The 13,638-nt window shown below is 40.4% G+C and carries 11 protein-coding genes; 5 read left to right on the forward strand and 6 right to left on the reverse strand.

Annotated elements, in window-relative coordinates:
• Nucleotides 1-35 precede the first annotated feature (35 nt).
• Both sufB and AB657_RS12450 read right to left on the reverse strand, forming a co-directional pair.
• Entirely contained in the window at nucleotides 36-1,481 is a 1,446-nt protein-coding gene (sufB, locus tag AB657_RS12445) for a Fe-S cluster assembly protein SufB (RefSeq protein ID WP_047246779.1), read from the reverse strand.
• A 39-nt stretch (nucleotides 1,482-1,520) separates the two neighbouring features.
• A complete protein-coding gene (locus tag AB657_RS12450; protein ID WP_047246780.1) occupies nucleotides 1,521-1,850 on the reverse strand; it encodes a HesB/IscA family protein in 330 nt (109 codons plus the stop codon).
• Nucleotides 1,851-2,015: 165 nt separating this feature from the next.
• Between AB657_RS12450 and thiL the strand changes: the two genes are divergently transcribed.
• The gene (gene thiL / locus AB657_RS12455) at nucleotides 2,016-3,065 is read left to right on the forward strand and encodes a thiamine-phosphate kinase (protein ID WP_047246781.1); all 1,050 of its coding nucleotides are present in this window, start codon (nucleotides 2,016-2,018) and stop codon (nucleotides 3,063-3,065) included.
• 160 nt (nucleotides 3,066-3,225) lie between these two features.
• Here the strand turns inward: thiL and AB657_RS17870 are convergent, their stop codons facing one another.
• Nucleotides 3,226-3,438, reverse strand: coding sequence for a hypothetical protein (locus AB657_RS17870; protein WP_084696428.1), 213 nt, complete (start codon nucleotides 3,436-3,438; stop codon nucleotides 3,226-3,228).
• Nucleotides 3,439-3,698: 260 nt separating this feature from the next.
• On the opposite strand from AB657_RS17870, the gene brnQ reads away from it, so the two are divergent.
• Entirely contained in the window at nucleotides 3,699-4,985 is a 1,287-nt protein-coding gene (brnQ, locus tag AB657_RS12460) for a branched-chain amino acid transport system II carrier protein (protein WP_047246782.1), read from the forward strand.
• Between the two features lie 77 nt (nucleotides 4,986-5,062).
• Here the strand turns inward: brnQ and AB657_RS18090 are convergent, their stop codons facing one another.
• From AB657_RS18090 to AB657_RS12470, 3 genes are read right to left on the reverse strand one after another with little or no spacing between them, the layout of a single operon-like run.
• The gene (locus AB657_RS18090; protein ID WP_198146906.1) at nucleotides 5,063-5,230 is read right to left on the reverse strand and encodes a hypothetical protein; all 168 of its coding nucleotides are present in this window, start codon (nucleotides 5,228-5,230) and stop codon (nucleotides 5,063-5,065) included.
• Nucleotides 5,231-5,239: 9 nt separating this feature from the next.
• Nucleotides 5,240-6,010, reverse strand: coding sequence for an exodeoxyribonuclease III (locus AB657_RS12465; RefSeq protein WP_047246783.1), 771 nt, complete (start codon nucleotides 6,008-6,010; stop codon nucleotides 5,240-5,242).
• A gap of 8 nt (nucleotides 6,011-6,018) precedes the next feature.
• Nucleotides 6,019-7,311, reverse strand: coding sequence for an aminopeptidase P family protein (locus AB657_RS12470; protein ID WP_047246784.1), 1,293 nt, complete (start codon nucleotides 7,309-7,311; stop codon nucleotides 6,019-6,021).
• Between the two features lie 175 nt (nucleotides 7,312-7,486).
• Between AB657_RS12470 and AB657_RS12475 the strand changes: the two genes are divergently transcribed.
• From AB657_RS12475 to AB657_RS12485, 3 genes are all read left to right on the forward strand, one after another.
• Nucleotides 7,487-8,938, forward strand: coding sequence for a M20/M25/M40 family metallo-hydrolase (locus AB657_RS12475; RefSeq protein WP_047246785.1), 1,452 nt, complete (start codon nucleotides 7,487-7,489; stop codon nucleotides 8,936-8,938).
• The gene (locus tag AB657_RS12480; RefSeq protein WP_047246786.1) at nucleotides 8,926-10,668 is read left to right on the forward strand and encodes a M28 family peptidase; all 1,743 of its coding nucleotides are present in this window, start codon (nucleotides 8,926-8,928) and stop codon (nucleotides 10,666-10,668) included. Before AB657_RS12475 ends, AB657_RS12480 begins: the two co-directional genes overlap by 13 nt.
• A gap of 119 nt (nucleotides 10,669-10,787) precedes the next feature.
• Nucleotides 10,788-13,634: a VPS10 domain-containing protein gene (locus tag AB657_RS12485; RefSeq protein WP_047246787.1), complete on the forward strand. Its 2,847-nt coding sequence runs from the start codon at nucleotides 10,788-10,790 to the stop codon at nucleotides 13,632-13,634.
• The last annotated feature ends 4 nt before the right edge of the window (nucleotides 13,635-13,638 follow it).

Here is a 13,638-nt window from a genome sequence, read left to right on the forward strand (position 1 = left end):
CCAATAACCATAGCAATTGGATGCATTTAACTTGATTACCCTACTGAGCCTTCTAAACTTATTTCCAATAACTTTTGCGCCTCTACCGCAAACTCCATCGGCAACTTGTTCAATACCTCCTTACTAAATCCGTTTACTATCAAGGCAATCGCCTTTTCTGTTTCTATTCCTCTTTGGTTACAGTAAAAAATTTGGTCTTCACCTATTTTACTGGTAGTGGCCTCATGTTCTATTTGAGCCGTCTTGTTCTTTGCCTCTATGTATGGAAAAGTATGTGCCCCACATTCATTGCCCATAAGAAGCGAATCGCATTGCGAAAAGTTTCTTGCATTTTCGGCACGACTATTTACCTGTACCAACCCTCGGTAACTGTTTTGCGACTTACCTGCAGAGATTCCTTTAGATATAATGGTACTCTTGGTATTCTTTCCTAAATGGATCATTTTTGTACCCGTATCTGCCTGTTGATAATTGTTGGTAACGGCAATGGAGTAAAATTCACCGATAGAGTTATCTCCCTTTAAAATACAAGAAGGATACTTCCATGTTACCGCCGAACCCGTTTCTACTTGTGTCCAAGAAATTTTTGCATTCTTCTCGCAAAGCCCCCTTTTGGTAACAAAATTGTACACTCCCCCTTTTCCTTCCTTATCACCAGGAAACCAGTTTTGAACGGTAGAATACTTTATTTCGGCATCATCCAATGCAATTAATTCTACAACTGCGGCATGTAATTGGTTCTCGTCCCTTGATGGTGCGGTACAACCTTCAAGATAACTTACATAGCTACCTTCGTCTGCAATCACCAAAGTTCTTTCGAACTGCCCGGTACCTGCTTGGTTGATCCTAAAATAAGTGGACAGCTCCATAGGGCAACGTACCCCTTTGGGAATGTAGCAAAAACTACCATCTGAAAAAACGGCAGAGTTTAGGGCCGCATAAAAATTGTCTTTTTGTGGCACTACCGTTCCTATATATTTTTTTACCAACTCTGGATGCTCTTTGATCGCCTCAGAAATAGAGCAAAAAATAATACCCTTTTCCGCCAAGGTTTTCTTGAAGGTAGTGGCCACCGAAACGGAATCCATCACGATATCCACCGCCACACCTGCCAATTTCTTTTGTTCATCGATGGATATACCCAACTTCTTAAAAGTGTCCAACAACTCCGGGTCCACCTCGTCCAAACTATTATATTTTGGCTTTTTGTTGGGTGCCGAATAGTAAGAAATCGCTTGAAAATCGGGCTTTTTATAATGAACGTTGGCCCACTCTGGCTCTTCCATTTCCTTCCATGCCTTAAAAGCCTCCAAACGCCATTGTGTCATCCACTCGGGCTCCTCTTTCTTTTTTGAAATGGCAGTCACGATTTCTTCGTTCAGGCCATTGGGGAAAGTATCCGATTCTATGTCCGTATAAAAACCATATTCATACTCCTTGGTTTCCAGTTCTTTTTTTAATTCCTCTTCAGTATATGCCATATGCTCTCAAATAAGTAAGCCGATAAAATCGACTACGATTTATAGTGAAAAACTTTCTCCGCAACCGCAAGTACGTTGCGCGTTCGGATTATTGAAGACAAAGCCTTTTCCGTTTAACCCCCCTGAATATTCCAGAACGGTACCTACTAAATATAAAAAACTCTTTTTGTCCACAATAATGCGGATATCATTATCTTCAAAAACCTTATCGGTTTCATTCATTTTGTCGTCAAACTTCAACTCGTAGGATAAGCCACTACAGCCACCACTTTTAACACCCACCCGAACATAATCCTTGGCAGCGTCATAACCTTCCTCTGTCATAAGGTCGATTACTTTCTTTTTTGCCGTTTCCGATACTTGAATCATCTCTTAAATGGATTAATTATAAACAGTTTACAAATATACTTCATTAGTACGTTTTTATTGCATATCCTAACATTATTATAACGTATAATATAATAGAAGTTATCTATATAAAAAATATTGCCATTATAGAATACTCGATATAAATATCCTATTTACTTTTGCAACATGTTAGAGGACAAGAATAACGAAAAAACTTCATTAGAAAAATTAGGTGAATTTGGTCTTATAGATCATTTGACCAAATATTTTACCATTAACCACAAATCTACCATCAAGGGTGTTGGTGACGATGCCGCCGTGCTGGATTTCAAGAACAAGAAAACAGTTCTTTCCACAGATTTGTTAATAGAGGGCATTCACTTTGATCTAAGCTATATGCCCCTTAAACATTTAGGGTACAAGGCCGTTATGGTCAATATTTCAGATGTGTATGCCATGAATGCGAAGGCAACCCAGATTACCGTTTCCATTGCCGTATCTAACCGGTTTCCTTTAGAGGCCATTGAGGAACTGTATGCAGGAATTGCATTGGCTTGCAAAACCTATAATGTAGATATGATCGGTGGCGATACCACTTCTTCCAATAAGGGAATGCTCATAAGCGTTACCGCCCTCGGAGAGGCCGAAGAAAAAGATATCACTTATAGATCTGGAGCCAAACCAAATGATCTTTTGGTCGTAACCGGCGATTTAGGAGGTGCTTATATGGGACTGCAAGTACTTGAACGGGAAAAAGAGGTTTTTAAGGTAAACCCCAACAACCAGCCAGATTTGGAACCCTATTCATATATCGTGGAACGTCAACTGAAACCGGAAGCACGAAAAGATATGGTCGAATTGCTTCGCAAACTGGATGTAAAACCAACATCTATGATAGATATAAGTGATGGTCTGTCTTCCGAAATTTTACATCTGTGCAAAAACAGTAAGGTGGGTTGCCATTTGTATGAAAACAAGATTCCGTTGGACCCCACGGTAATTAACAGTTGCGAGGAATTTAAAATGGACAGTACCACGGTGGCCTTGAGCGGCGGGGAAGATTACGAATTATTGTTTACAATAGACCAGGCAGACTTTCCGAAAATAAAGGGCAATCCCAATTTAACGGTAATAGGGCATATGACCGATGCGGAAGGCGGTGCAAATTTGGTGACCCGTGCAGATACCTTAATTCCATTGACGGCGCAAGGCTGGAATTCTTTTCAAGGTTCTTAGCTTAAAGAAAAAATCCTGAAAACATAGGGCGATCCAAATCTTATCCGTTGTGGGGCATACGACAGTTAAGAAGAAAGGTGCTTACTAAATTTCCAGGAATACGTTGGTTGTTACGAATCATATCTATGACCGAAACCAGTAGTTCTCTTGTTTGTTAGGCTTAAGCTACTTGGTGGTTATGTCTATTTTGATAGATACGTTCCAAGGTCTTGTTGATATCTTGGAGTTCTGGGGTAAGAATAGACAGGTTACCAGTTACATCTGTGGTAACTTCCTTGTTGCAATGAATACACTTGTACTCCTTAATATGAGAAGTTACTTTTTTTGAAACTGCGTAGTGGTGGCCGAAAATGTTACAGAATAGTTTTTTCATACTGTAGGTTTTTTAAAGTTGCATTTGGTGCAATTTGGGAAATGGTTAAATGCCTGATTATTAATTTATTTATCCTGTGCCGATACAATAAATCAGCGTGTTTGTAAAATTTTACGTTAAACTATATTTTTTTAATCACCTGAACTATAATTTGTTGTGATGTGATCTATTCTTGTGGTCAACTTTTCATTTTTATAGGTTTCTTTTTTTAGAAACACAGTTTCAGCATTTTAATCTATCTTTCGACCATATTTAAAACCATGAGCAATACCAAAGAAACACTGGTAACGGCTTTTGCCCTATTTTCCCTATTTTTTGGAGCCGGAAATTTGATCTTGCCCCCACAGTTAGGCTTTAAATCGGGAGGATTTTGGTGGCTGGTAACCATCGGGTTTTGTATCTCGGCGGTATTGATCCCTATTTTGGGCATTATGGCCCATGCCAAATTACAAGGGACTATCTTTGACTTTGGCAAAAAGGTATCTTCTTCGTTTGGTTTGGCATATGCCATCATTATATATGCCGTATCTATAAGTTTACCGTCTCCAAGAACCGCATCGGTAACCCATGAAATGGCTATTGCCCCTTATTTTGACATTCCTTCATGGATTACCAGTATTGTCTATTTTCTACTGGTATTCATTTTTGTAATGAACCGTTCCAAAATTTTGAACCTCATCGGAAAACTATTGACTCCTGGCATTATATTGATTTTAATTGGCCTGATAGGCATTATTACCTTTACGGTTCATTTTAGTTTTCCCGGCACCGAATTCACCAATCCTTTTACCGATGGTCTCTTGGAAGGATATCAAACATTTGATGCCATTGGAGCGGTCGTTGTTGGTGGGGTCATTATAGTATCTATTAATATAAAGCACAAAGAGAAAGCTTATCTATACAAAAGAAATCTGATCAGAAAGGCTGGTTGGCTTGCCGGACTTGCCCTGTTCGCCATATATATGGGACTTATTCTTTCGGGTTCTTTGGTGCATGATTCCTTTGATGCTTCCATTTCCAGAACTTCTCTTTTATCGGGTATGGCCACCATGGCCCTCGGAAACGTAGGAAACCTATTTTTAAGCATACTCGTGGCATTGGCCTGTTTTACGACGGCCGTAGGTATCGTTGCCGGAACCTCCGATTTTATAAAATCGCGCTTCAACGATTCTAAGCTTGCCTATCTAATTACCGCCATCATCGGCTGTGTTCTCGGAGTCGTCATTGGTCAGTTTAACGTCGCCTATATAATTAAGGTAGCCTTGCCCGCGCTCATGTTCATTTACCCGATTACCATAATTCTTATTCTATTGAACATAACTCCGGACAAATATGCCTCCTCCATAATCTTTAAAGCGGTCACCATTACCACCATAATTTTTAGTATCCCCGATTTTTTAGAAAGTATAGGCGCCATTGCTCCCTCAGAAGAAATGTTTTCTTGGATTCCTTTACAACAATACAGTTTAGGTTGGTTACTACCAGCTTTGGCGGTATTTGCTATTTTTAACCTCCTATTCACCCCACAAAAGGGCTCCATTTCTTAAAAACATCCTTACTTTAAACAGCAAAAAAGAAATAGGCAATTTTTCGATAAAAGAGTAACCAAGTAACCCAACCTTAGTTAGTCTTGGGCACGTTTTTTTGAATAGTAGTAAAAAGCATAGGCTACCAAGACCAAGACCACAAATGGAAGATAAGTACCGATGACCACCCCGATTTCATAGGCGCTGTCAGGAGCCTCCTCTATCTTCTTTTCGATATCCGCCACATCTTGTAACAATAGGAACATACGCATACCTTAAAACGTTATTTCAAGACTGATGGGACAATGGTCGCTGCCCATTACATGATCATGTATTTGAGCGGACTTTACCTTAGGCCAAATAGACTCACTGACCAAAAAATAATCGATACGCCAACCTACGTTACGCCCTCGGGCACCTCCGCGCATACTCCAGAAAGTATACTTGTCAAAGGTGGTCGGGTGCAAGGTTCTAAAACTATCCACTAGGTTCAGCTCTTTTAACAAGGCGTCGAATCCGTCTATTTCTACCTGTGTAAAGCCAGAGGTTTTATTGTAGTTGGATTTAGGGTTGGCCAAGTCGTTTTCCGTATGGGCTACATTAAAATCGCCCGTAATAATCAACGGCTTACTTTGTGACAGTTCTTTAAGATAGGCGGTAAAATCTTTGTCCCAAACCGCTCGGTAATCCAATCGCTTGAGTCCACTTCCACTATTGGGCACATACACATTTACCAAATGGAAATCTTTGTACTCCGCATGGGTAATGCGCCCCTCAGCGTCGTGTTCCTCTTTTCCCATATCTACGGTAAATGACAACGGCTTTTCTTTAGAAAGAATCGCCGTACCGGAATACCCTTTCTTTTCGGCACTATTACAAAATAGTTCGTAATCGGAGATTTCTGCCAAAGCCTCTTTTACCTGGTCATCTTGGGCCTTGGTTTCTTGAACACAAAAAATATCCGCATCGAAATCCGATACAACTTCACTAAACCCTTTTTTGACCGAGGCTCTTATTCCATTAACGTTCCATGATACTAATTTCATAATGCCAATTATTGGTTCATCAATTCTTCTATCTCCTCTACCTCGATAGGTATATTCTTCATCAGGTTAAAAGGTTCGCCTTGTTCTTGGATAACAACGTCGTCCTCTAAACGAATTCCCATATTTTCATCAGGAATGTAGATGCCCGGCTCCACGGTAAAGACCATGTTCGCTTTCATAGGCGTCTTTAACTCGCCGTAATCATGGGTGTTTAACCCGATATGATGGCTGGTGCCGTGCATAAAGTATTTTTTATAGGCGGGCCAATCCGGATTTTCATTTTGCACATCGGCCTTGTCCAATAGTCCCAAGCCCAACAATTCAGACGTCATCAATTTACCACATTCTTTATGGTACTCGGCCCAGATAGTACCAGGCACCAACATTTTCGTCGCCTCGTTCTTAACGCGTAAAACCGCATTATAGACCTCTTTTTGTCTCTTGGTGAACTTTCCGTTTACAGGGATGGTACGGGTAAGATCACTGGAATAGTTGGCATACTCCGCCGCAACATCCATTAATATAAGCTCACCGCTCTTACACTGCTGGTTGTTTTCTACATAATGTAGTACATTGGCGTTGTTGCCAGACGCTATAATAGGCTGATAAGCAAACCCTTTTGACCGATTGCGCACAAACTCATGTAACAACTCTGCCTCTATTTCGTACTCCCAAACCCCGGGTTTTACGAAACCTAACAACCTACGAAATCCTTTTTCGGTAATATTGCAGGCCGTTTGCATAAGTGCCAACTCTTCAGATTCTTTTACCCCTCTTATTTCTTGAAGAATAGGATTACTTTTTGCTACTTGGTGAGCAGGGTATTCTTGTTTGCACTTTTGAATAAAGCGATCCTCGCGGGTCTGCGTCTCTACCGCTTGCCTGTAATGCTCATTGGTATTTAAATATATAGTTTCGGCCTCGGTCATTAAATCAAAAAAGACCTTGTCGAAATCTTGCAGCCAATAAATCGTTTCTATACCCGAAATCTCGGTCGCTCTTTCTTTGGTCAGCTTTTCACCTTCCCAAATGGCAATATGCTCATTTGTTTCACGAACAAATAAAATTTCACGGTGCTTTTTGTCCATCGCGTCCGGAAACAACAATAATATAGTTTCTTCTTGATCGGCTCCCGAGAGGTAAAAAATATCTCTATGCTGCTCAAAAGGCAATGTACTATCGGCACTGATCGGATAAATGTCATTTGAATTGAAAACCGCAATACTTTTTGGCTTCATACGAGCCATAAATTTTTTACGGTTTTTTATAAAGAGCGTGTTCGGTATCTGTTCGTACTTCATAAGTTTCTAATTTGACCATAAAATTACGGATTCCTTATAGTTTAAGCAGAAAAACACCATGATATTTATAGGATTATTGTGGTATTGTAATTACCTCTTCTACTTTCAATTTCTTATCTTGTGACAGTGTCAATAAAAACAAAACCATACCTCAATTAATAATTAATCAAACAACATGAAAAAACTAAGCTCATTGTTTCTTTCCGCTCTATTCTTGACAGGATGTTCAGAAACAAAAAAAGAAGAGACCCAAGCAGAATTATTTGCTCGTATCGACACAGAAATAAAACAAAACTCAAAAGGTTATAGCACCCTAAAAGAAGCTACGGAAACTATTGGTCATCGCCTTACAGGTTCTGAAAACGGTGCAAAAGCAGAAGAATATACCTATAACAAATTTAAAGAATATGGGTTTGAAGATGTGGCCTACCAAACTTTTGAGGTTGAAGCATGGTCTCGCGGTGAAGTTTCTTTAAAAATCAATGGTGCAGACGTAAAGGTAGTAACCTTGGGACACTCTCCCATAAAGGCCGATGTTTCTGGCGAAATCGTGGATATGGGCAATGGTCTAGAAGCCGATTATACAGCAAATCCGGATGCTGTCAAAGGAAAAATTGCGCTAGTTTACATAAATATATTACCCAATAGCCCCGAAGGACTTACCAATCTTCACCGTAGTGAAAAAACAGCCCTGGCCATAAAATATGGTGCCATAGGCATTATCATCATTAACCAAGTGGACAATGGTGTGTTGTTAACAGGAACGGCCTCCGTTACAGGCGAATTGATACCAATACCTGCCGTTTGCATAGGCAAGGAAGATGGCATGGCATTAAAAGAAACCTTAAAAGAGAGTAAAGCGATCGCGGACATCCATATGACCAACAAAAGTGATATGATCAAGGCAAGAAACGTTATCGCTACATTACCTGGCCATGAAATTCCGCAAGAAGAGATTGTCTTAGGCGGACACTTAGATTCATGGGACCTTGCCACCGGTGCTATAGACAATGGTATTGGCTCCTTTGCCGTGTTGGATATCGCAAGAGCATTTAAAGCAAATAACCTACAACCTAAAAGAACGGTTAAGTTTGTCATGTTCATGGGGGAAGAACAAGGCTTATTGGGATCTAAACATATGGTCGGGGAAGCTGTCGCGAACAATACGATAGACAACATTAAATACATGATGAACCTAGACATGTCGGGAAACCCCATAGGTATGAATGCGGGTGGAAAATTGGATAACGAGCAATTTTTTAAAGATTTAGGAGTCGCCATACAACAGCAAGACTCCATTTACCAAAACAAATTTTCGAACCGATCTGGTTTGCATAGCGATCACCAACCGTTTATGTTAGAAGGTGTTCCCATTTTATCCGTTCATAGTAATTTAGACCGTTCTATCTATGGGTGCTACCACTCCGATTGTGATGACTTTAATTTGGTAAACAAAGAACATATGACCAATACCGCAAGATTTGGTACCATGATGCTCTATGCCTTGGCAAATGCCGATACATTGCCCGCCACCAAGATGGACAGTGAAACGACCAAAAATTTTATGATCAAAAACAACTTGAAAGAAAAATTGATTATCGGAGGTGACTGGAAATGGGAAAAATAACGATTAACAAAACAAACAACGGCAAAAGAATTATCGCTCTTTTGCCGTTTTTTTTATTAGGGCTTATTGTTTCTTTCGCCCAAAAACCAGAAAAAACAAGTGATACGTACTTTAATTTGGTCCGGCCACAATTTAGTGGCGACCTTGCCTATAAAACCACCGAGTATGTTGCCCAATATTGGCGAGTTCCAGGCAACACAGGTTTTAATAATAGTGTGTATTGGATAGCGGACGCGTTAGAAAATGCTGGTTATGTTCTAGAAACAAAAGCTACCCCTACAGACAGGTTAACCTATCGTATAGAAAAACGCCCCATGGAAAAACCTACTTGGGAACCTGTTTCGGCCTCATTGCAAATTGTTGGTGAAAATACTCCCCTACTTGTTTCTGACAGTAACCGAAACATGACCTACCTAAACTCTGTTTCAACCCCAAAGGCGGGAATCACAGCGGATATTGTATATCTGAAACCCGGAGAAGATGTTTCATCAATGCAGATAAAAGGTAAAGTCGTCTACGTAGAAGAGGGGTTTCGTAATTATTATAAAGAACTTGTAAGCAATGGTGCACTGGGCGTTATTACCTACGACAACCCTTCTTATCTTCAACCGAAAAAAAACAAGACTTCTATTCAATTTAGGAGTTTGCCTTCGCAGACAAACACCAATTTTTGGGGCATCGCTCTTTCATACAAAGCCAAAGAAAAGTTAGATGAAGCCTTAAAAAAAGGCCCCACTAAGGTCCATGTAAATATTCAGACCAAAATTTATAATGCCGAGGAGCTTACCATAATAGCAAACATAAGAGGAGAGAAAAAACCTTCTGAAAGAATGGTGTTCAGTGCCCATATACAAGAACCTGGAGCCAACGATAATGCCAGTGGTGTAGGCGCGCAATTGGAGATGGCGGTCGTAGCCGCAAATTTGGCGAAAACAGCAAAAGTGGATTTCAACAGGACCCTAACATTTCTATGGGGCGATGAAATTTCTTCTACCCACAGGTACATTCAAGAGAACCAAGAGAGGGCCAAGGGCATAAAGTGGGGTATTAGTTTAGATATGGTAGGTGAAAACACGGCCCTAACAGGTGGTTCTTTCTTAATTGAAAAAATGCCCGACCCCAGTGCCATTTGGACCCGAGGCAACGACAAGCATTCTGAATGGGGCGGACAACCTTTGTCCTTAGAACAAATGAAACCCCACTACTTGAACGATTTTATTATTCTAAATTTTAAAAAGCAAGGAAAATACGCCCATTGGGAAGTGAACACCAACCCTTTTGAAGGCGGTAGTGACCATACCCCTTTTTTAAGAGCCAATATTCCCGGTCTTTTGTTATGGCACTTTACCGACCAGTTTTATCATACAGACAATGACCGCATAGACAAAGTTTCGCAAGAAACCCTAAAAAACGTAGGTACGGCCGCCTTGGCCAGTGCATTGCAATTGGTAAACGGAAATTCACAAACTGCACTCCATATTTTGAGCACAATGGAAAAAACAGCTATGGCAAGGTTAAAGGAAGAGTTTGAGCTTAGTAAAAATGCCCTGAACAACAATTCAACTGTTGCTGTAGAACGTCAGATTTTGGAAGCTTGGGAAGACTGGTACTTAAATGCATTTGAAACATTAAAAGATTTAGGGGAAGATGTTACGCTATCACAAGAAATAGAAAATGCCCAACACAGACTTTCAGATTTCAACAAACTTCAAATAAAAAGACTGAAGTAATCACAACATAGGAAGAGAGAGCTAAAGAGGTTTAAAGGTCGTTTTCAATATTCGACAAAATTTGTCATCAGTAAAAGTAATCCCTAACTTTCGGAGGTATTATTTGAATATAACTTCGTATGAGATCCTTTTACCTTTTTGTTTTATTCGGCATAAGCGTGCTTTCTGCACAGGTACAACCTAGCAACGCAAAAGAAGTCATCAAATCGCTTTCCTCTAAAGCCTTATTAGAGCAACAGTCCATCGTAAAAAATATTAACCTGCAAAATATTGGGCCTTCCATTATGAGCGGTCGGGTTGTAGATTTGGCCGTAAATGACGAAAACCCTACCGAATTCTATGTAGCGTACGCAACCGGTGGCTTGTGGTACACCAACAATAATGGCACCACCTTTATACCCATAATGGATAGTGCCCAAACACAAAATATTGGCGACATTGCTGTACATTGGAAATCTGGAACCATTTATGTCGGTACGGGAGAAAACAACGCCTCTCGCTCCACTTATGCCGGTATTGGTATTTTAAAATCTACGGACAACGGAAAAAGTTGGGAAAATGTAGGCCTGACAGATTCACATCATATAGGCCGTATTGTTATTAATCCGAACAATCCCGATGAAGTTGTAGTTGGGATAATAGGCCATTTGTACTCCACTAATAAAGAGAGAGGTATATACAAAACTACAGACGGTGGAAAAACATGGAAAAACACCCTTTTTATAAGTGAGGACACTGGTATAATAGATGTAGCACATGCTCCTGAAAATTATAACATCATGTATGCCGCCGCTTGGCAAAAAGATAGAAAAGCGTGGGATTTTATAGGCAATGGCAACCTTTCGGGTATTTATAAAAGTACCGATGGAGGAGATACCTGGACAAAAATATCAACCCCCCAAAGTGGTTTTCCAACAGGAGATGGAGTCGGAAGAATAGGCTTGGCCGTTTTTGACGAAAATACAGTGTATGCCGTTCATGACAACCAATTTAGAAGACCTGGAACAAAAGGTGCGAACAAAAAAAATAAAGGCCTTACCAAAGAAGATTTTAAGACCATGTCTCCAAAAGACTTTCTTAAACTCTCTGACGAAGAGCTCAACACCTTTCTAAAGACCAACAATTTTCAAGAAAAATACCGGGCAAAAAATGTAAAACATATGGTTAGCAATGGGGCCATAAAACCAATGGACCTGGCAGCATATTTAGAAAATGCCAACTCACAGTTGTTCGACACACCCGTTATAGGTGCAGAGGTTTACAGAAGTGATAACGGAGGAAAAACATGGAGCAAACAGAACGAGGATTATATAGACGGACTTTTCTATAGTTATGGTTATTATTTCGCACAGATCAACGTAGACCCGAGCAATAAGAACAAGATTTACCTCGGAGGGGTACCTATTATAAAATCTGATGACGGGGGAAAAACCTATACCTCTATACATGGGGAAAATGTACATGATGACCACCATGCCCTCTGGGTAAACCCCAAGAAGCCCGGTCACCTCATCAATGGAAATGACGGAGGCCTTAATATATCGTACGACGATGGCCAAAGCTGGACCAAGAACAACTACCCCACCGTAGGGCAATTTTACGCCATCAACGTAGACAACGAGGAACCATACAATGTGTATGGCGGACTGCAGGACAACGGTGTTTGGAAAGGGCCACATAACGCCGAAGAAAATAGCAAATGGCATCAAACAGGTGATTACCCTTGGAAATCGATTTTAGGTGGTGATGGTATGCAGGTACAGATAGATTCGAGAAACTCCAATATTGTATACACTGGATTTCAATTTGGAAATTATTTTAGGATAGACCTCGCCAACAAAACAAGAAAATACATACAACCCAAACACGAACTAGGAGAAACACCTTACCGTTTTAACTGGCAAACACCTATATTGCTTTCACCACACAATCAAGACATTCTTTACTTGGGAGGCAATAAATTGCACCGTTCATTAAACCAAGGTGATACATGGGAAACCATTTCCCCAGATTTGACCCAAGGCGGAAAAAAAGGCAATGTGGCCTATGGTACTTTAACCACTATTTCCGAATCTCCATTAAAATTTGGATTGTTATATACAGGAAGCGATGACGGCTTGGTGCAAATAAGTAAAAACGGGGGAAATAGCTGGCGTGTAATCTCAAACTCTTTCCCAAAAGATTTATGGGTAACCCGTGTTGCTGCTTCTAAACATAAGAAAGAAAGGGTGTATGTAACCTTGAACGGCTATCGATGGGACGATTTTAGTTCTTACATTTATGTAAGCGAAGATTACGGAGAATCGTGGAAATCCATTGCCAATAACATACCTGCATCTCCGGTAAACGTACTATTGGAAGACCCTGAAAACGAAAACCTTCTTTTTGTAGGTACCGATAACGGCCTTTATGTATCTTTTAACCAAGGAGCTTCTTGGGAAGTATTTCAAAATGGAATGCCGAACGTGGCCATCCACGACCTTGTAATTCAACCAAAGGCCAAACACTTATTGGCGGGCACCCACGGGCGCAGTATTTACAAGGCGGACATTGCCCCACTACAAAAAATGACCCCTGAAAACCTGAACGATAAATTGCGTGTGTTCGATCTAGAAAACATAAAACATTCCAAAAGATGGGGAAATGCAAGAAGCTCATGGTCAAAACCCAGAACACCAGGTCTTGATATTGTCTTTTTCGCTTCAAAATCGGGTTCTTTTACAGCAACCATCAAGAGTGAAGATGGTATCGAGGTAAGCAAAACAACCCTTGACGGTGACAAAGGTTTCAATATCTTATCATTCGACGTAGCCTTTTCAAAGACCGGTAAAAACAATTACCAAACAAAGCACAAAACCCCATTGGTTGCGTCAAAAGACGGGAAGACCTATTTACCAAAAGGCACTTATACCGTTGAAATATCGGGCAATGGAAAAACTGAAACCAAAACGTTCAAAATAGAGTAAGTTC

Source organism: Maribacter thermophilus, from assembly GCF_001020565.1.
In the GTDB taxonomy this organism is placed as follows: Bacteria; Bacteroidota; Bacteroidia; order Flavobacteriales; family Flavobacteriaceae; genus Maribacter; species Maribacter thermophilus.